Consider the following 18400-nt stretch of genomic DNA (forward strand, 5'->3'; position numbering starts at 1 on the left):
CTTGCACGCGAAGCCACCGCTTGGTTTGGCGCGGTTCGGCGCCGGCTGCTGCGCGGCGGGCCGGCAGGGCGTCGGTCGCTCCCCCCGCAACCCCAACGAACGCGCCTACTTCCATCGCCAATCGAGCAACTCTCTAGACATGAGACAGTAGGTGCGCCAGCACTGCACTGCTATTCTCAAATGGCAGAAGCTACCTGGAGGGGATGGAAGCAATGAAGATCCGCTACGTGGAGCTAGACGGAACCCCTGAGGAGTTGGACCAGTCGAAGCTCGCTCAGGAGCTGCTTCGCCTTGCAGCGATCACGCACCACTCCCAGAGCGAGCCGGTCCCAGCTGGCAATGACTCAACTACCGATACCTGGAGCTGGACACTCGGCAATCCCATTCCTGGGGTTGCCGAAGAGGGACAGTCGGCGACTACTGCGCTGCTATCACGGAACGAGGCGGCAGGATACTTCGTCAGGTTCCTGAGCGAGGCGACCGGTTGGGAGAACGCGGCAGTCTTTGGCGTGAAACGTAAGTCCGCCCAAGCAGGCGACCCGCTGGACTACAGCGACTACCTGCGTCTCCGCAAAGTCGGCAGCCATCTGGGTGGCTTCGCCTATGTCTATGCAGACACAGGACGAGTTAACCTGCGACTGAACTATGACAACTCGCCCGCAGCCCTACAAGCGTTGGCTCCAGCCGCGTTCGTGGTGCACACGGGCCATCGTGCGTACCGCGTGAGCATCGACATCGCCGATGAAGACACACTCCAGCAAGCTGTTCAGCTTGCGAAGATCGCCTACGACCTCACCTGACTACGCTTCATCATCTGTCCGTTACAACTGACGGGCATGCCACGGAAGCAGGCCAGCACGCAGCCGGCTCTCAGCCGTGCCGGGTCCAGGCAAGTCTGCACCGGCAGTTGATGGTCTGTCCGGGCGGTGCGGTTGGGTCGCCTGGGTGGCGCAGCAGATTGGTGCCGACGGTGAACGGCTGGCCGAGTGGCTGGGTTTGGCCGTCGGCATCGGCGTGCTCTGAGCGGGTGTGGGTGTCCTGATGGGCTACCCAGCGCCGGACGAGGCCGGTGCGGGCGGTGGCAGTGGCGGCGTGGTCGCGGGCGGCTTCGATGACGGTGGTGGCCAGCCGGGTGGCGGCGCTGCTGGCCCAAGTGGCGGCGCTGCGGCCCCAGGCGCGGATGGTGGCGATGATGCCTTCTCGGTCGGTACCGGCCTGGTCGTCGTCGCGGATGGCCTTGGCGAGGCTGGCGGCCTGCTGGGCGACGCTGTCGGCGAGCAGGGGCGCGATGGTCGGCCAGCCAGGGGCGCTGCTCGAGATGGTGGCGGCCAGAGCGGTGTTCATCTCCTCGGCCGCTGCGTTCGCGGCCTGCTCGACGGCCGGCCGCAGCGCCTGCTCGGCCTCGGCCTGCCAGGTCGCCGCGTCGAGCACAGCATCGACTGGCAGTTCCTTGCCGCCGGTGCGCAGGTCTGTCTGGCCGCGGTGGTCCCAGTGGCGGGTTCCGGTGCGGTGGCGCGGCGAGTTAAGGCGAGCAACGGTCCGCTCGGTCCAGCGAACGGTCAGGGCCTGCAGTGCGTCCTCCAGGCGCTGTTGAAGGGCATGAGCCGCAGTGCCGTCGAGCTGCAGCTCTTCTTCGCTGGTGGCGGGGTGGCTCTTGGCAGCTGCGGCCGGTGCCGGGGGCGCTGCGGCTGCTGCGAGGGCGGTGGCGTCGGTGGCGCGGGCGGGGACGGGGGTGCGTCCGGAGGTGAGCCACAGGGCACGGGTGGCGGGGGTGTCGTCCATCTCGTCCGCGTAGCCGGCGAGTTTCGCGTACGAGAGAGGTGAGCGAACTCCGGCGTCGACTTCGTCGCGGGCCTCCTTGAGGCGGTTGGCGCGGGCCATGCGCAGCACGTCTATGTCGGAGGTGTCGAAGTAGGCCTCGTGGCCGTCATCGACATCGGGCTGGAAGGCGGAGGCGAGCAGGGTCAGATGCGGGGGCATGGTGACCTCCCACAGCATCAGCTTCTCGGCCTGGGCGTTGTCGTAGGTGCGGCCGGACGCGTTGCCGAGCTGGGATTCGGGGACGCCGAAGGCGGCCAGAACTTCGATCTTGGCGGTGCCGGACACGGTCTCGTAGGCCATGTCGCGTGGGGTGGTGGAGGTGTCGGTGACGGTGATGCCGCCGCCGGCCAGCACGGTCCAGGTGCCGGCGGCGGTCGGCCCGGTGGCGAACTTGGAGCGCAGCAGGCGCAGTTCGTCGGGCTCCATGTCGCCGTCGATGCTGATGATGCCGCCGGGCCTGCTGTCGTTGTGGACGAAGCTGAGGTTGTACAGGCGGGTGAAGTGGTCGAGGTCGACGGACAGGCCGGCGGCTTCGAGGGGAGTCATGCCGCTGTAGGGGTCGAGGGGGTGGGGATTGCGGATCCAGCGGACCTGGTCGGGATCGAGGGTGCGCAGTTCGCCGGTGGGGGTGACGGTCTCGAAGTGGTCGATCAGGTCGGCGCCGTTGCCGGGGACGGGCCGGGTCCGGCCGGGCGGGAGCAGCTCGACTCGCAGCAGGTCGCCCCCGCGGGAGAAGGTGGGTTCTATGAAGGCACCGCGCTTGGACAGCAGGAGCTGCATGCTGAGGCGCTTCTTGAAGACCCAGGCCCACTCGAGGGGGTTGGCAGTGCGGTTCATCACCCTGTACAGCGGGTGATCGGGCAACGGCGGTGCTGGTTCGTCGGAGCGGTCGCTGATGGGGCGGACCCGCAGGAGACGGTCGGCGGCGTGGTTGCTGATGGTGTCCACCGCCTTGTAGACCCATACGGCGCGTTCCATGCCGTCTCTGACGGCGCGTTCCACGCTCCAGGGCTGGGCGCGGTCGAGGCTGACTGGCGCCCAGGCGTAGGCGGGGCCGCTGGTCAGCTTAGTGGCGAGCGGGGTGCGGCGCAGGGTGGGCAGCCAGCGGCGGGCCATCGACTCTCCCCCTACTGCTGCTCGTGGGCGTAGCCGAGCGCAGCGGCGCCGGCCAGCGCGGTGAGGCTGGTGGCGGCAAGGCCCAGCCGCGGGTCGGTCGTGTAGGCGGCCGCGTTGAGGCCGAGCGTGGCCAGGGTGAGCAGGGCGACGGCGGCCAGGTCGCGCGCCCGGGGTGCTGTCGGGTGCGCGACCTGGTTCTTGGTGCGGTGCTGCGGGCCGTTGGTGGTGGTCACGGCTGCAGGCTAGGCAGGGCTGGCGGCTAGCGTCCTGCTGTGGGCGGCCTGCGGCGCAGGCTGGTGGTCATCCTGTTGGCCGGGTCGTTGGGGTCGGGCTTGCGGAAGTCGAGGGCGGCACTGGTCTGGGGCGAGTCGTTGTTCTCCGGGGTGCGGCGCTTGCGGGTGCCGACCGGGCCGCCGTGCAGGGTGGGGTCGGTGGCGGGGCAGGGGGTGTCGAGCGCCTGGTCGTACGGCTTCCTGCAGTGGGCGCACATCACCTCGGCCGAGGTGACCTTGGTGGTGGCGGGGACGCGGTAGATGCCGCGGCGGCGCGCGTAGGCGGCGCCTTGGGCGTCCACCGGCACCCAGGCCGCGATGACCCACTCGTGTGAGGTGTTGTTGTCGTCGCTCATTTCTACTCCCCCAGGCAGCGGGCGCTGCGTGCGCGTATTGGTCGATGTGGGTACTCGGTTGGCGGTGTTGTGGTGACCTGCCGCTGGCAGTCGACCGCGGGGCATGGCTCACCGCCAGCTTCTGCCCAGGCCAGAGCCCCCGCTGGGCACGCTGTGGTTCGCTTCGAACACCGTCAGGTGATATTAATCTGAGCATACGACTATGACAGAAGGAAAGGGGGGTTCGGTGATGCCGCATCAGATCACCGGTCACAGAACGCGAGCAGGACCGTCGCTCGCGCACCAGTGGACAGCCCGCCAACACCCAGCCAGGCAACGGAGGACGACGCCATGACCGATGGCGCCGGCACGGCTCGCGAGGCGGCCCCGGTCACGCTCGCGGAGAAGATCGACTACCTCTTCACCCACACAACTCCCCCCGGGGAGAAGGTCCCTTCGAACGAAGAGGTGGCCACCGCCATCAACATCCGCGCCGGAGAGCGAGCGATCTCCACCCCCTACCTGTGGCAGTTGCGCACCGGCAGGCGGGACAACCCGACCAAGCGTCATCTGGAGCTGATCGCCCAGCACTTCGGCGTGAGCCCGGCCTTCTTCTTCGACCAGACGGTCGCCGAGGAGGTCATCCAGCAGCTGCGGTTCCTGCACTCGATGGCCAGCGGAGACGTCCGCGGCGTCGCCATGCGTGCGGCCGGACTGTCGGCCGAGCACCTGGCGGAGCTGAACAAGGTGATCGCTGAACTGACCGAGCTGCAGGCCCTGGAGGACGAGGAGTAGGCGGATCCAGCAGTCCGTCGCCCCACCAGCACGTACACCACAGACAGGCCGAACACCATGCTGAGCTACCTGTCCAAGCAGCTCGCGGCGTGGCGGCAGGACCGCGACCTGCGCCGGACCTGCGAGACGCGCCTGGAGGGTCTGCCCCTGCCCGTCCCTTTCACCGTCCCGGCGATGGTGAAGGTGGTGGAGGAGCTTCGGGGGCGGCGCATCATCCTGGTGCCGCTGCCCGCCGAAGTGATCGACCCGGAGTCGGCGTGCGGGCTATGGCTGAGCCTGCGCACTGCCGATGTCGTGTTCCACGAAGCCGGCACCACCCCCGGCCACCAGGAGCAGATCGTCCTGCACGAGCTGTCGCACATGCTGTTCGATCACCACGGCACCAAGTCGCTGAAGGAGATTCAGCGTCTGTGCCCCCACCTTGACCTCGCGCTCATCCTGAAGTTCACCGCCGGTGTCTCCGCGATGGGCCGCACCTCGTACGACGACTGCCAGGAGAGGGACGCCGAGATGCTGGCAACCCTCATCCGGCAGCGGGCGACCCGGCAGCTGGCCCCCGACGACGCGATCAGCCGTCTCGACAGCAGCCTGTCGCATCCGATCAAGATCAGAAAGCCTTGAGTGTGAGCACCCTTGCAGTCCTCCAGTACGCCATCACCGCCCTGATGTGGGGTATGACCGCCTGGAGACTCCCCGCCCTGTGGAGCAACGACAGCCAGCGCCAATCACTTTGGGCCACCTACTCCTGCTTCGCCGTGGCGCTCACCCTCAAGCTCCCACCGGTGAAGTACCTGCTCGAGCACCTCGGCATCGTGGACCTGTCCGTCCTGCTGAAGCACATCATCAGCATCGGCGCGATCTGCTCCGTGCTGAACTTCATCGTCGCGGTGTACGGCTCCGGAACGTCCGAGGACACCGGGCAACTGCCGCTGCACGTGCGGGTGGCGCACATCGTCAACCGGGTCGCCGCCAAGACGGCGGTGCTGGCGGTGCTGGCCATGACGGCGCTGTTCTTCTTCGCCGTGCCCCGGCCGAGCGCCAGCCGGCACTTCGTCAACGACCATGAGGGCGAAGTCGGGGCCACGCTGTACATGCTCGTCTTCTACCTGTTCCTCGGCGCCGCCTCGGCGGTCAGCGCCTACCAGTGGGGCAGCCAGTCCCGTCGCGCCACCAACAAGCTGCTGCGCACCGGGCTGGTCCTGCTGTGCTCCGCGATGTGCCTGGGCGTGCTGTACGTCACCATCCGGGTCTCGTTCCTGCTGGTCCGCGTGACGGGCGCCCAGTTCCCTGGTGGAACCGACCGGATGGAAAGCATCACCGAGTCCATCCAGGTGCTGCTGTTCCTGCTGTTCATGCTGGGCGCGACCGTGCCGACCGGGACCGCCCTCACCACCCGTGTGCAGGCGTGGCGGCAGTTGCGCCGCCTATGGCCGCTGTGGCACGACCTCGCCGAGAGCACGCCCAAGGTGGTGCTCGGCGTCCCCACCAGCCGCACCCGCGACCTGCTCGCCCTCGACGCCCTGGAGGTTCGGCTCCAGCGCCGCGCGGTCGAGATCCGCGACGCCGGCCTGATCCTGCGCCACTACGCCCCCGCGGGAGTCGCCGACCGCGCCGACCAGTACGTGCGGGAGCTCGGTCTGACGGGCTACCAGGCCAGCGCGGCGGCGGAGGCGTACCGGCTGCGTGCAGCGATCGACGCGAAGGCATCGGGTGCTGCGGCTGGGCCGGCCAGCGCGGCGGTGTCGGACAACTCCTCGGCGGACGAAGTGCCCTGGCTGCTCGAGGTGTCCTCGGCGTACTCGCGGCTGCCCGAGCAGCTCGCTACGGCCGCGTGAGGTGTGACCATGCGATTCGCACAAGCTGTCTCCGACGTCCTGCAGCCCCGCAACCTGCTCTTCGCCTCCCTGGCGCTCCTCGGCTGGGGGGTGGCGGGGACCGGCGGAGCCGCCTGGGGTCTGTTTGCCGCCGTGTTCGCCGGAGCGGTACCGGCGTGGTTCATTCAGCGCGGCGTGCGGCGGGGCGCGTGGGCCAACCGGCACATCGATGACCGGCACCAGCGTCTGGGCGTGTTCGTGGTGATCATCGCCAGTGTGGCGGTGTCGCTGGCCGTGTTGGAGTTCGCGGGTGCGCCACGCGAGATCTTCGCCGCCGCGGTCTGCCTGCTGGCCGTCGCCGTGGTGCTGCTGGCGGTGACTCCGCTGTGGAAGATCTCAGTGCACGCGATGGTGGCCGGCAGCATGGCCTCCGCCCTCGGTAGTGCGCTCTCCGGCTGGTGGTGGGCCGCTTCCACCGTGGTGGTGGCGGTGGTGTGGTCACGTATCGCCACCTGCGGGCACACCCCCGCGCAGGCCGCCACCGGCGCGTTGACCGGGGCGGGGCTGGCCGCCTTGTCCTTCGCCGTGCTGCTGTGACCTGGGACGGCTGCCCGCTCACGCGACGACGCGGACCTTGCGCTGGCGCGGCTTGGGCTCGTAGAGGGCCAGCAGAAGGGCCTCGGCCCGGTCGGGTGAGCTGACCCCGCGCAGCTTCATCGTGCGCTTGGACTCGATGACGGTGCGCCCGCCGGAGTTGGTGGTCATCTTCGGTGCCGACAGCTGGGCTTGGGTGCGGCGGTCGATGCGCAGGCGCAGCGCCGCGGTGCGCGGGGCGAGCAGCGCCCGGGTCGCCAGCCACATTTCGTCGCGGGCGGAGGCCGGCCGCAAGGTGGCGGCCTCGTCGTCGTGGCTGGGGGCGTGGCTGGCGATCGCCGAGACGATTTCGGCCTGGTGCTGGCCTTCCCGACGCCACGCCTCCAGCAGCCCGGCCACACCCCACCCCAGGCCGGTTCCGTCGACCTTGACGCGCACCGGCGTGGTGGTGCCGAGGGCGGCTGCCAGACGCTGGGCGGCCAGGATCTCGCGCAGCACGATGCCGGCCACGGCGACCGGATCGGCGTTGTCCTGCCCGGCGGAAGTATGGCGCAGCTCGACCAGGTCGCCGACGGCCCGGGCGATCGCCAGCTCGTCGCCGCCGTCGGCGGCCACGTCCACGCCCAGCCGTACCCAGGCGCCGTGGCGTACCCGGTACGGGGAGGTCTCGGTTTCCAGCCCCAGGGCCTGCAACGCGGTGTAGCCGTCGCCGTCCGGCTCGGGGGCGTCGGTGGCGGCCTCCACCCAGGAGGAGGGGATCGCCCGGGCCTGGCCGCCGCGGGGGAAGCGGGCGTGGACCTTGGCGGTGACGAACGGGGCGTCCTCGCCGTGGTCGCGGATGGTGTCCTGCACCCATTCGGGATCCACCAGGTGGGAGCCAAGGGAGTGGGCCGGCGCCTGGGGCGGGCAGGAGCGGCAGCGCCCGGTGTGTTCGCCGGACAGCTGCGGGGTGTCGTAGACGCTGATCGGCAGCACCCGTACTGCGGGGTCGGCGCAGGTCTGCTCGAACCAGCTGCCCTCGTCGTCGGTGGGCGGGTTGCCGATCAGCAGGGCGCGGGTGTGCTCGCCGGTGAGGAGGCCGCGCATCGCGGCGCCGATGATCCGGCCGATGCCACCGGCCTCGTCCACGATGAACATCAGGCGCGGAGCGTGGATGCCCTGGACGGCGGATTCGTCGTGGTCGGGGGCGGAGAAGCCGTAGGCGACGACGACTTCGGAGCCGTGCTGGTCGGGCATCTTCCACTGGGTGACGCCGACTTCGCCGGGCAGCCCGGCTCGGGCGACGATCTGCCGGATGTGGGGCCACATCTGGCGCTGGACCTGCCGGGCGCGGGTGGCGGTGGTGACGGTCAGGGCGGTGCCGGGCGGGTGGACGGCGGCGGACCAGACGGCGGCGCGAGCGGCGATGTGGGTCTTGCCGGAGCCGAAGCAGCTGGGGACGGCAACGCGGCGGTGGTCGACGAGTGCCTCGAGGATGTCGCGCTGGCGGCTCCAGTGGCTCTCGCCGAGTACGTCGGTGACGAATCCGACCGGATCGTCGGCCCACAGCGCGTATGGGGTTCCGGCTTCGGCGTTGGCGGCGGCGAGGACCTGGGCCCAGTCCCGGGCGGTGAGTTCGGCGTAGAAGCGGCGGCGGAGGGCGCGAGGTTCGGCTGCGAGGTCCTGGTAGAGGCGGCGTGCCTGCTTGCCGGGGCGCGGGGCCGGCGGGGCGGGCAGGTGCTTCACGGGCTCTTCTTCGCTGGGGTGCTGGGGCTCGTCGAGCGTGCCCGCAGTGCTGCCCGGTGTCGCGTCGAGAAGAAAATAACCTGCGTCTATTTTCTAGACTTTGGTTACTTCTGTTGCGAGGCTGGTACCGCCAGCCGGGGCCAGCGAACCCCGGCCCTGACACAAGGAGTTCACCTGTGGCCATTACCAGCCGCCTCCGCGCCAGCCATGCGGCAGCGTTCTTCGCCGCCGTCGCCGCCTTCACCACCGGGAACTCGCTCGCCTCCCACCCCGCGCCCACCGCGCCGCCTGTCGCGTCGGTCGCGCCCAGCACCGCGCCAGCTCAGCCTGCCGCGCCCATGGCCGCGCCGACGGCGCCGGCCCTGCCGGTTCCCGTACTCAGCCCATGCCCCGCTCCGGCGGATGCCCTCATCCAGCCGACCCCTGTAGCAACCGTCACGGCCGCCACGCCCGCGGTGACAGTGACGGTCCCCGGGCCGACCGTCACTGTCACGGTCACCGCGACCGCCACCGAGGTCGTCACCACTCCCACGCCGACCGCCACTATGTCCGCCCCTGCCGAGCCACTGCCGATCACCAGCCCGGCACCCACCCTGTCGGCGAACCCGACCCCGGGCCTGCCCGCCGGACCTAGCCTCACGCCGCCCGCCCCGCTCGGCTGACGCGGAACCGGGCCCGGCCCCACGAGCCGGGCCCGGACGTGCGCTACCAGCCCCCGTCCTGCGGCGGCAGGGCCAGAACCCATCCCTCCCCCGTCTTGGTCGCCACCACCCCGAGCTGGCGCCGCGCCCGCTGCACCGTGCGGGGAGCAAGCCCCACCGAGGCCGCCGCCGCCATCACCTCCCGGGCCGGCTGCGGGCCCCGCGCGAGCAACGTCCGCAGGAAGCGGTGCGCTCCGGCGCTGGCCGGTCGCCGACGGCCCAGGTCGGCCTGCTCCAGCACCTGGTCCACCCCGGCGCCGCACCGGCCGCCCCACACCACCGGCCGGGCACGGCCGCCCTGCTGGAACTGCAGGCCACCCATCAGCGACCACTGCCGACTGACGAGCGGTACCAGTGCCGTTTGCTGGGGTCCGGTGATCGCCAGGTGCACGGCCGCCGGGTCCACCGCCTCCACCGCCGCCTGGGCGCGGCGCGAGGCCAGCCACCCGGCTCGCTTGGAGGCCCCGCGGGTCGCCACCACGGCAAGCCCCGTCTCCTCGCTCAGCCGCGCCAGTGCGTCCAACACCTCCTCGACCGGGGTTCGGTGCGGGCAGGCGAGCATCACGTCCACGACGAGCAGCGCGGCCTGCTCGGCGGCGAGCTGCCGGTTCAGCACTTCGAGGTCGGCCGGCAGGCGCACGCCTCGCCGCCCAACGGAGCTGAGCAGGTCCAGCACCCGCACCCGGCCAGGGTCGGCCCCGCAGGCCGCGACCACCTCGTGGACCCGCTTCATACCTGCTCCCCCTGTCAGCACCGCCACCGTCCTCGGCTCCACCGGCTGCTGACCGTCCGGCAGCGCCGTGCCACTGGAGACACGCGCCGCGACATCGAGCGCCAGGGCGAACGGATCAATCCCCTCCTCGGCGTCGATCAGCGTCAGGCCCCCGGCGGGAACGTAGCCCGGCCACACCCACCCCGGCCCATCCTCGAAGTCCGGGGCCGGCACCACGAGGTGCTGCGCACTCAGGCGCAAGGCTGCGGCGATGTCCTGCGGGTCACAGCCGGCTCCCAGGCAGTCCAGCTCCACGCGGCCGCCGCCGGCCGCCACCACCAGCAGCGCGCCCTGCCGGTCATCGTGAACCGGGCACCGGGCCAGCCAGCCGCCCTCAGTCGACCTCAGGTTGCCCCACCGGCGCAGCGCCTTGCGCACCGCCCCGTAGGCGTCTTCCGCCATCTCGGCTCTCTCCTTGATCCTGCTCCACCAGCACCGCCACCGCGCGCCGCCGCCGACGCCCATCCCGTTTGCTGCCCGGGAGGTGACAGCCATTCAGAGTGTGTACAAACCTGCCATGCCGTGACCGCGCCTCAGCACGCTGCGAGTACCGGACAGCAGGTCGCCACGTGCGGCATGTACAGCCGCTCGTAGGCCATCAGCGGCAGCTCGCCGCCGGGCCGGCGCGATCGGATCGTCCCAGCGCCGTCCCGGTACGCCGCCACGTTGCCTGCCGCATTCGGCTGCGGGTCGAGCGCCATCCGCGTCCCGGACGCCGTGATGCTCCAGTGCACCGGTCCACCGCAGCGCCGGCACCTGGCCAGTCCGCGCCTCGGCGGCATCCTCTACGCCCCGCCCGGGGCCGCGTGCCCCAGTACCTCGGTCACCGCCCGCCACCCGAATTCGGCGACGGCGCCCGCCTGGCCGCGCTCGGCGATCACCGCCAGCACCCGCCCGAGATCAGCGTCGTGCTGCTGGCCGCCGGGCAGCGCGGTCATCACCGGGTGGCGGCCCGGCGCCGCCGACCGTTCCTGCGAGCCCTGGCTGACCACCAGGGTCAGCCGCGCTCGGCCCGCCGTCGGCACGGGCTGCGCATCGGCTGCCACGAGTTGCTCGATGTCCGCGAACCGCTGCGTCACCGACACGTCTGCCGCATTCGGCACGTGCTTGGGGCTGCGGCGCCTGCCGCCGGCCGGCGCCGGTTTGTCGGCGGTCCCGGCAAGCGGGCTGTGCCGCTGCTCGCGTACCCATTTGCGCCACAGGGCCTGCCAGTCGGCCGCCTCGGTGGCCTGCCCGCGATGCCAGTCCGCGAACGCCTGAGTCGTCGCGACCAGGCCCGCCTGGCCGCCTAGCCGCTCGAGGTGGCCTTCCTGCTGCGCCCAGCACACGGAGTCCACATCCGGCTCGAAGTCGTACGGCAGCACAGCGCGCCGCATCCGTGCTCTGCCTCCAGGACCATGCACACCCACACCAGCCCCCTCCCTACGGGAGGGGAGGGAAGGGGCCGCGCCCGCGCGAGGACGCGGCGAGTCCCCCGGGGACGCGGACCCATGAGCTGCACCTTCGCCCGCACCGGAGGCCTCGTCCCCCTCCGGATCACCAGTTCCTTGGCCACCGCGCTGCTGGCGCTTCTTCAGCGCCGCCTTGTGCCGCCGCTCCAGCACCTGCCGCCGGGACGGGTTGGCGTGCAGGTAGTCGTGCATCACGAAGTCTCCGGAACACACCTGCGGGCAGCGCGGGCAGTCGTGGCCGGCCTCGTGCCACAGCCCGGCCGCCACCAGCTTGCGGATCTGCGCGACGGTGCCGCACTTGGCGGCCACCGGCCCGGGGATCAGGCCGTCGGTCAGGTGGGCGCTCGCGTAGGCGCCGCAGCGCACCCACAGACCCAGTGCCGCGTTGCCCGCCAACAGGGTCTTGGGATGGTCGTCGGTGCTGTCGCTGACGGCGAACCAGGTCATCGGTGTAGTGCTCCCAATCAGGTGGTGGTGCGCCGGGGTCGCGGTCCCGGCTGTGGCGGAGGTGACGCGGGTCAGGCCGCCGCGTCGTCACGTGCGGGGGCGCCCTCCAGACCGAGCAGGGCGCGGAACTTGACGGTGGGAACTAGCAGGCGCCGGCCGACGGTGATCACAGGGATCTCCCCTCGGCGAGCCGCGTTGTAGGCGGCGGCCTTCTTCAGTCGCAGGTAGCTGCCGGCCTCTGGCACCGTCATGGTCGGCTGGACTCGCGGGTCGGGCAGCTGCGGGGTGTCGTTGCTCGTCATGCCCGCACTGTGGCCGCCGTCGCCCTTTACCGTCTCTTTGTCCACGCTTGACCAAGTGCATCCCAGCTCATGCCAGCAAGGCCATCAAGATCCTTTTGAGTCCGGCGTTTCCACAGGTCAGGGCATATGCAGGACGCACCTGGCGGCCTTGGCGCCCCGCAACCGCGCCCCAGCAGCACCCTGTCCGCCGCCGGGCTCGGGCCGCTTCCATCAGGCTGACCACGCTGTCCGTCCAGCACCGTCCACCCCGATCCACCGCTGCCACCTGCCGACCGGGCCCGTCCACGCTCGACGCGACCAAACACCCCGGCGGGCCGTACCGTCACGCCGACTCCCGCCCCGCACCGGCGGCCTGTGCCCTTGGCCTGCGCATTCCGGTGACTGTGGGCGCACCAATCCGCCGGCCGTGACGGCCCGTCCCAGGGGATACGCATGCCCACCCACACCCTTGCCACTACCAGTCTTGCGAGCACGCCGTGAGCCGGGGCACGGTGTTCCGCCGTTGCGGTTGCCGCGGGCCAGTCCTCGATGAGAGCGGCAACCCGGTGCTCAACTCCAAGGGCCGCCCCAAGACCCGCGAGCTCGGCGCCAAGTGCCCGAAGCTGAACGGCAAGAAGCCCCACGGCACGTGGTGGTACTACATCAAGCTCCCACCCGGCCCGGACGGCAAGCCCAACCGCGACCGGCGCGGCGGCTTCGAGAACAAGGACAAGGCCGAAGACGCGCTGAAGAAGGTCATCGCCCGCCTCGACCGCTCCGAGGAGGTCGATCACCGCACCACCGTCGCCCAGTTCCTGACACAGTGGCTGGCCAGCAAGAAGAAGCTGGAGGAGTCCACGGCCAACTCCTACGAGGGGCACATACGCAACTACCTGGAGCCCTACCTGGGGGCCATCGTGCTGGAGGATCTCCGCCCCCAGCACATCCGCGACATGTTCGACGCGATCGGGGAACGCAATCTGGTCATCGCCTACGAACTCGGCGTGATCGCCAAGGCGAGGCAGGAGTACGCCGAGTGGAAAGCCCAGTACGGCCGCAAACCCGGCCGCCCCCGAGCAGATGCCCCGCCCCCACCGGTGCCGGCCCCGGAGATCCCCAAGCGCAAGAAGCACCGGCAGATGCGCATCGTGGCAGCCGCCACCATGCACCGCATCCTGGCGACCCTGCGCTCAGCGCTGACCCGGGCCGTCGAAGAGCTGCGGATCCCCAAGAACTGGGCCAGCCTGGTCGAACTGCCCTCCGGCAAGCGGCCCAAGGCCCTGCTGTGGACCCCCGAGCGGGTCGCTGAATGGCAGCGCACTGGCATCAAGCCGTCCAAGGTGATGGTGTGGACCCCGCCCCAGGCCGGCGCCTTCCTCGACGGCATCGCAGAGGACTGGCTGCGCGCCTACTGGCACCTGCTGATCTTCCGCGGCCTGCGCCGAGGGGAAGGCTGCGGCCTGCGCTGGTCCGCCGTCGACCTCGACTCTGGTGTCATCCACGTCACCTGGCAGATCGTCACCGTCAAGTACAAGAAGAAGGGCAAGGCGCCCAAGCAGGACTCGGTGCGCACCATCGCCCTCGACAGCCACACCCTGGCCGAACTGCGCGAGCACAAGGTCCGCATGGACGAGGCCCGGCGCCTGGCCGCCGAGGCCGGTACCCCCTGGCCGGACCACGACTTCGTGTTCGTCCGCGAGGACGGCACCGAGATCCATCCCGACTACCTCACCGACCGGTTCGACCTGCTGGAGCAGCGCCTGGGGCTGCCACCGATCACCCTGCACGGCACCCGTCACCTGGCAGCCGTGCTCGCCCTGGCCGGCGGCGCCGACCTGAAAGTGGTCCAGGACCTGCTGGGCCACTCCAGCATCACCATCACCGCCGACACTTACACCTCCGTCCTGCCCGAGCTGGACCGCTCCTCCGCCGAAGCAGCCGTCGCCCTGGTGCCGATGGCCAGCAGCATGGTGCGCGGCCCGGCCAGCCCGCGGCCGGCGTTCGTGGTGGACTACTACGGCCGCTTCCAAGTGGCCTTCAGCCAGCAGGAGACCGCGCAGCAGTTCGTGGAGCAGTGCAACACCGACGACACCGCGATCACCGGGCACCCGACCACGGAGCCGCTCACCGTGCCGGCCGAGCCCGAACTGTTCACCGGCAAGGTGTGGGAGGCCATGCCGCACCGGCAGGTCGTCCACACGGTGTGGGCCGTCATCAACAGCCGCACGGGGCGAGTGGACGACGAGGACCCGATGAGCTCGGTCCCCTATTGGGAGTTCGACGGCGAGTTCTTCACGTACCGCCAGGCGCAGTGGACGATGGAGCGCCGGCCGGGTCCGCGCGGCTGGATCGAGATCAGCGCGTGGGGCACTGAGCCAGAGGCGGTGAAGGAGGCGTTCAAGATCGCGCACGCGAAGGCCCAGGCTCAAGCTGACGGCACCGAACGCTGGACCGACCGCGACTCAGGGACCGTCGACTGAGCAAAGTGGATAGGCATGGTTCAGCAGGCACTTGATGTGGCAGAAGCGAAATGCCGCAGGAAGCAGGCCGGACTGACCTGTGAATGGCCCTGCCGGTAGTTGCCGGCAGGGCATCGATACCAACAGCTCATACCGGTGCCTGGCCGTCAGTTATGTGGCTATCAGCCAGAGTCCAGGTCGTCGAAGATCGACTCACACCCCAGAGCATCGCCGTCGGTGTCGTCGTCCTGTGACACCGATTCATCGAAATCGTTACCACATAGTCCCGGCGAGTACATGTATGCCCGGATTGCTCGTTCAGTCCACTCGAGCCCAGCAGATGCCTCTGCGTGATCCTTGTAAGCGCCGCGGTACGCCTCGACTGCGGCCTCGTAGTGTTGGGCAAGCTCCTGCCACACCCCCTCCCCAGCTTCGCTCCATTCAATGGACCCACCCGAACCATCCAGCACATCCACAAGCTCGGGGATGATTTCACGGAGGACTCGATTGCGAAGTTCTTCGTATTCGTCAGCTGTGGCCAGATTCGCCGTGGCGGTCGTCTCCGCCCAATAGAAGTCAAACTCCAGGTCAGAATTAAGCGAGGTCGAATCCTCAAAGATTTGGGCAATAGCGGCACTGCGCACGTTCCCTGGAAGAATTCCGGCCCCATTCAATCGTGCCAGGAGCTTCAATCCACTTGCGCCAAACCGCAGAATTTGCGTAGTGACGAGCTGGCCCGCCATGCTCCCATTTGACTCCACTAGCTTTCTCAAGAAGGCGTCGCTGCAACTACTCGAAAGGAAATCAATAAACCCGCGGAGATCGCACAGGTTGTAACGGTCCTGGAGCTCTGAGATTCGACCAATCAAGATGCCATAGCACACTTCAGGAATAGTTACCGTCTCACTGGCATCATCTCGGATAATTCCACAGTCAACGACAGTGATCAGATCCTTCCTGGTTAGCCCAGAGATAAAGATCTCAACCAACTCGGGGTTCTGCCCAATATGCTTTGCTAGGGCACTTTCCAGACTACGGTGATAAAACCTCCATCGCGGTCTTGTTTGAGCATCGACCCTCAGGAGGAATGATCCCTCCAGACGGCCAAGCGCCTGAGTCACTCCAGCCTTGGTGCCGCCCAAGAGACCCACAACCGCCATTTCCCTCTCCGTAAAGGAGACGGGTGACGTCAACCCTCCGTCAGCCATGTACACCAGACATAGCGCCGCCAGCGAGTCTTGATCCAGCCCGCCCAGCACCTCACACAGATACTCAACGGGATTCTCGAAGAAGTCCAGCAGCAGCCGCTCAGATCCGCCACCAAGACCGGACGAAAGATACGTACTGCCCAATCTCCTGGCCTGCTCCGGAGAAAAGGAGCTAGATCGAGCCACTTCGGGCAGATGAGGTTTGATTTCTCTGAGAAAGATTAGCGGCTGATCCCCGCATTTAAGATGGTTGTATAGAATTTGCTCTTTCTCGCCCACAGTAAGGGCCGCACCAGAAAGCTTAACCCGGCAGTCAAAAAATTCCCTTGCTTCCCTCTTGAATTCGCCCTGCGCGGCTCTAAGGATGTAGCTCCGGCTGGTGAAAATGAAGCGAGCGCCGCCCTTAATCGCAGTTCGGATCAGACCATAGCTTCGCGCCCATCCACCAGCGGCTCGGTCATCAAACCTGTAGGCGCCGAACGCGTCGTCGACCCAGAAGAGTTGGCTTGGCTCATGAGGATTCCATGCATCCTTAAACTCCTCGGGCGAGTCAATAAAACTGACAGCGCAGCCATAAGCATCCACTGCGCCGATGGCGAGGGCAGCTGCGCAGGCCGATTTTCCAGAGCCCGCCTCACCCTCCAGGAGGACAAACCTGTTGCTTTCCAGGTGTTCCATAGCCCGAATATATTGCCTGGTCCGCACAAAGGTAATCAAACCCTCGTCGCCAAAACGCGCCAGAAACGCGTGCGCCTGGCTATAATGCCTCTCGTCGAGAACCTGAGTAAGATCACCCAATCCGTACAGGCGCGGAATTTTCCTACGCAGGCTCGCACTATCGGCGATGACTTCCTGAATCCAGTTTCCACCCAGCACTAGAACATGTCTAGCGCCAGCTTCCAGCAGTCTTCGACGCATCACTTTCTCGCTCTCAGCCGTGACGCGCGCGTTAGTCATGAGGACATATGTCGAGCAGATACCTTCTGCTACGAGCCTGCGAACTTTCCCTACTTCATTTTTGATATCCGATGGCGCCAGTGTGTCTGATTCGTTCAGCAAGAACTTGCATTGAATAACGAAAGGCCCCACCAGCCGGCCGGCACCCTCGCCTCCGAACGGCGCTGGCGCCTTCGGGTCAGGATTCCAGTCACCATAGAAGGCGCCATCTCGTCCACCGTCGGGCCCCTCGGCGAAGCTCACTACGGTTGGCCCCAGGATGTCCCGCATTACGGTCAACGCCAGATCCTCGAACGCTCGCCACCCAAGCGTGTGTAGCCGATAGCTTGGGCGAGCGGTCGCCTCTCCCGGATACCGTGTCATAGCTCGAGGCTACTTGCTCTTGTCCGGGTAGCTGCGAGAACGGCAACACCGCCCCAGAAGCCACTGCGCTGGACAGGCACGGCCTGAACGCCACTGAGATCTGTCTCCGACGAGCTCGCGTCTGGGACCAGCTCTACCGAGCTGAGACCCAACCCCGACACGCTCCCCAGAGTCGCCGGGGCTCTCCGATAGAGGTCAAGAGAGGACTCCGACGACGAAGCGACACCATTCGCAGCACCGAGCAACACCGCATGTCGACCAGCCCCGCCGGCGCCTGGATGCGCACGGCATCACTATCTCGCTATCGGGAGCGCTGGGGTGAAGCTGGGGCAGCTACGGGCTGACGCGGGGACGGACCGGCTTGCAGCGTTCAGCACCGACCGTAACGGCGCCTTCGTGGCAACCATTAGCTTGGACGCTGATGGACATGGGTGGATTGGCGTGTTGCGGGGGCTTCTCAGGGGCGCTATCCCCGTACCGTCCCCGCGTTGGGACAAATCGGGCGCCCCCTGGGGGCCCGAGGAGCGCCAGGGTGGGCTACGGGATAACAAAAGGCCAGGTCAGACGCTATCTGACCTGGCCTTGCACCAACTACGGCCCCAGCGCGCAAAACTGACGACCTTACGATTAAAAGTCCGCAGCTCTGCCGATTGAGCTAGCGGCCCGGTGGCCGGGCGCGGCACCGGGACGGTACGCGTCGGCCGGGACGATCCTACCGGGTGGAGGGCGGCGGTTGGCCAGTGGTTTGGGGATCGTGCTCCGGACGGGGTCGGCGAGGCGGTGGCCGTCGAGGGGCGGTGAGGGCGGGTTAGGGTCGAAGTACCGGGGTCGTGAGGGGCCCGGCTGTTCGACTGAACGACACCGAAGGAGCGCAGCATGCCCAGCATCCCCACCGCCGCGATCGCCGCCACCGGGCTGATCGGCGGTTACAGCACCGCCCGCTTCACCGGGAAGCGGCCGCTCGGCGGCGCCGTGCTGGCGGCGGCCGGAGCCGGTGCCGCGTACCAGTGGCGGCGGACGGCCGGGCCGGGCGCGGCGGCCGCGCTGACCGGTCTCTACCTGGCGGCGTTCGGTGGCTCGCACCCGCTGGCGAAGAAGATCGGCGCCTGGCCGTCGGTGCTCGCGGTGACGGGCGCGGTCGCGGCCGCCTCGGTGCTGACGGAGCGCCGGCTCGCGCGCTGAGCAACCCCGTGGTCGCGGGTGACAGGAGCCCGCGAACTGGGCAGGATCAAAGACGGCTACCGAGGTGGTCGAGCAGACGACGAGGAGTCACTGAGAGGGCCGAGGCG

General features: G+C 68.6%; 16 protein-coding genes. 8 read left to right on the forward strand and 8 right to left on the reverse strand.

Annotation, left to right across the window (positions count from 1 at the left end; genetic code table 11):
- The first annotated feature begins 212 nt into the window (after positions 1-212).
- Entirely contained in the window at positions 213-800 is a 588-nt protein-coding gene (locus LN042_RS19700; RefSeq protein WP_230052592.1) for a hypothetical protein, read from the forward strand.
- Positions 801-870: 70 nt separating this feature from the next.
- Here LN042_RS19700 and LN042_RS19705 read toward each other — a convergent pair whose 3' ends face one another.
- The 3 genes from LN042_RS19705 to LN042_RS19715 are packed head-to-tail and all read right to left on the reverse strand — an operon-like array spanning position 871 to position 3565.
- The gene (locus LN042_RS19705; RefSeq protein ID WP_230052593.1) at positions 871-2937 is read right to left on the reverse strand and encodes a phage portal protein; all 2067 of its coding nucleotides are present in this window, start codon (positions 2935-2937) and stop codon (positions 871-873) included.
- Between the two features lie 11 nt (positions 2938-2948).
- Positions 2949-3170: a hypothetical protein gene (locus tag LN042_RS19710; protein WP_230052594.1), complete on the reverse strand. Its 222-nt coding sequence runs from the start codon at positions 3168-3170 to the stop codon at positions 2949-2951.
- A gap of 26 nt (positions 3171-3196) precedes the next feature.
- Complete coding sequence (locus tag LN042_RS19715; RefSeq protein ID WP_230052595.1) at positions 3197-3565, reverse strand: hypothetical protein; 369 nt, start codon at positions 3563-3565, stop codon at positions 3197-3199.
- A 330-nt stretch (positions 3566-3895) separates the two neighbouring features.
- On the opposite strand from LN042_RS19715, the gene LN042_RS19720 reads away from it, so the two are divergent.
- The 4 genes from LN042_RS19720 to LN042_RS19735 are packed head-to-tail and all read left to right on the forward strand — an operon-like array spanning position 3896 to position 6750.
- The gene (locus LN042_RS19720; protein WP_230052596.1) at positions 3896-4339 is read left to right on the forward strand and encodes an XRE family transcriptional regulator; all 444 of its coding nucleotides are present in this window, start codon (positions 3896-3898) and stop codon (positions 4337-4339) included.
- A gap of 57 nt (positions 4340-4396) precedes the next feature.
- On the forward strand, positions 4397-4960 hold the full coding sequence (locus tag LN042_RS19725; protein WP_230052597.1) for a toxin: 564 nt from the start codon (positions 4397-4399) through the stop codon (positions 4958-4960).
- Between the two features lie 2 nt (positions 4961-4962).
- Positions 4963-6174 carry an MAB_1171c family putative transporter gene (locus LN042_RS19730; RefSeq protein ID WP_230052598.1) on the forward strand — a complete coding sequence of 404 codons (1212 nt, stop codon included), beginning with the start codon at positions 4963-4965 and terminating at the stop codon, positions 6172-6174.
- A gap of 9 nt (positions 6175-6183) precedes the next feature.
- Positions 6184-6750 carry a hypothetical protein gene (locus LN042_RS19735; protein ID WP_230052599.1) on the forward strand — a complete coding sequence of 189 codons (567 nt, stop codon included), beginning with the start codon at positions 6184-6186 and terminating at the stop codon, positions 6748-6750.
- Positions 6751-6768: 18 nt separating this feature from the next.
- On the opposite strand, the gene LN042_RS19740 is transcribed toward LN042_RS19735, so the two are convergent.
- Positions 6769-8472, reverse strand: a complete 1704-nt coding sequence (locus LN042_RS19740; protein ID WP_230052600.1) for a hypothetical protein — start codon at positions 8470-8472, stop codon at positions 6769-6771.
- Positions 8473-8648: 176 nt separating this feature from the next.
- On the opposite strand from LN042_RS19740, the gene LN042_RS19745 reads away from it, so the two are divergent.
- Positions 8649-9134: a hypothetical protein gene (locus LN042_RS19745; RefSeq protein ID WP_230052601.1), complete on the forward strand. Its 486-nt coding sequence runs from the start codon at positions 8649-8651 to the stop codon at positions 9132-9134.
- 43 nt (positions 9135-9177) lie between these two features.
- Here LN042_RS19745 and LN042_RS19750 read toward each other — a convergent pair whose 3' ends face one another.
- The 3 genes from LN042_RS19750 to LN042_RS19760 all read right to left on the reverse strand — a co-directional run bounded on the left by LN042_RS19750 (position 9178) and on the right by LN042_RS19760 (position 12145).
- Positions 9178-10347: an AAA family ATPase gene (locus LN042_RS19750; protein WP_230052602.1), complete on the reverse strand. Its 1170-nt coding sequence runs from the start codon at positions 10345-10347 to the stop codon at positions 9178-9180.
- A gap of 383 nt (positions 10348-10730) precedes the next feature.
- Positions 10731-11843: a hypothetical protein gene (locus tag LN042_RS19755; RefSeq protein WP_230052603.1), complete on the reverse strand. Its 1113-nt coding sequence runs from the start codon at positions 11841-11843 to the stop codon at positions 10731-10733.
- 71 nt (positions 11844-11914) lie between these two features.
- A complete protein-coding gene (locus LN042_RS19760; RefSeq protein ID WP_230052604.1) occupies positions 11915-12145 on the reverse strand; it encodes a helix-turn-helix domain-containing protein in 231 nt (76 codons plus the stop codon).
- Positions 12146-12690: 545 nt separating this feature from the next.
- Between LN042_RS19760 and LN042_RS19765 the strand changes: the two genes are divergently transcribed.
- Positions 12691-14604, forward strand: coding sequence for a site-specific integrase (locus tag LN042_RS19765; RefSeq protein WP_230052605.1), 1914 nt, complete (start codon positions 12691-12693; stop codon positions 14602-14604).
- Between the two features lie 161 nt (positions 14605-14765).
- Here LN042_RS19765 and LN042_RS19770 read toward each other — a convergent pair whose 3' ends face one another.
- The gene (locus tag LN042_RS19770; RefSeq protein WP_230052606.1) at positions 14766-17111 is read right to left on the reverse strand and encodes an nSTAND3 domain-containing NTPase; all 2346 of its coding nucleotides are present in this window, start codon (positions 17109-17111) and stop codon (positions 14766-14768) included.
- 876 nt (positions 17112-17987) lie between these two features.
- On the opposite strand from LN042_RS19770, the gene LN042_RS19775 reads away from it, so the two are divergent.
- Entirely contained in the window at positions 17988-18293 is a 306-nt protein-coding gene (locus LN042_RS19775) for a hypothetical protein (protein WP_230052607.1), read from the forward strand.
- Positions 18294-18400 lie beyond the last annotated feature (107 nt).

Origin of the sequence: Kitasatospora humi (genome assembly GCF_020907985.1) — a bacterium.
Lineage (GTDB): Bacteria > Actinomycetota > Actinomycetes > Streptomycetales > Streptomycetaceae > Kitasatospora > Kitasatospora humi.

What these genes read in the sequence shown, in the direction of transcription:
- LN042_RS19775 (WP_230052607.1), top strand. Translation starts at nt 17,988, where the DNA reads ATGCCCAGCATCCCCACCGCCGCGATCGCCGCCACCGGGCTGATCGGC.
- LN042_RS19770 (WP_230052606.1), bottom strand. Translation starts at nt 17,111, where the DNA reads ATGACACGGTATCCGGGAGAGGCGACCGCTCGCCCAAGCTATCGGCTA.
- LN042_RS19700 (WP_230052592.1), top strand. Translation starts at nt 213, where the DNA reads ATGAAGATCCGCTACGTGGAGCTAGACGGAACCCCTGAGGAGTTGGAC.
- LN042_RS19720 (WP_230052596.1), top strand. Translation starts at nt 3,896, where the DNA reads ATGACCGATGGCGCCGGCACGGCTCGCGAGGCGGCCCCGGTCACGCTC.
- LN042_RS19705 (WP_230052593.1), bottom strand. Translation starts at nt 2,937, where the DNA reads ATGGCCCGCCGCTGGCTGCCCACCCTGCGCCGCACCCCGCTCGCCACT.
- LN042_RS19725 (WP_230052597.1), top strand. Translation starts at nt 4,397, where the DNA reads ATGCTGAGCTACCTGTCCAAGCAGCTCGCGGCGTGGCGGCAGGACCGC.
- LN042_RS19750 (WP_230052602.1), bottom strand. Translation starts at nt 10,347, where the DNA reads ATGGCGGAAGACGCCTACGGGGCGGTGCGCAAGGCGCTGCGCCGGTGG.
- LN042_RS19735 (WP_230052599.1), top strand. Translation starts at nt 6,184, where the DNA reads ATGCGATTCGCACAAGCTGTCTCCGACGTCCTGCAGCCCCGCAACCTG.
- LN042_RS19755 (WP_230052603.1), bottom strand. Translation starts at nt 11,843, where the DNA reads ATGACCTGGTTCGCCGTCAGCGACAGCACCGACGACCATCCCAAGACC.
- LN042_RS19715 (WP_230052595.1), bottom strand. Translation starts at nt 3,565, where the DNA reads ATGAGCGACGACAACAACACCTCACACGAGTGGGTCATCGCGGCCTGG.
- LN042_RS19760 (WP_230052604.1), bottom strand. Translation starts at nt 12,145, where the DNA reads ATGACGAGCAACGACACCCCGCAGCTGCCCGACCCGCGAGTCCAGCCG.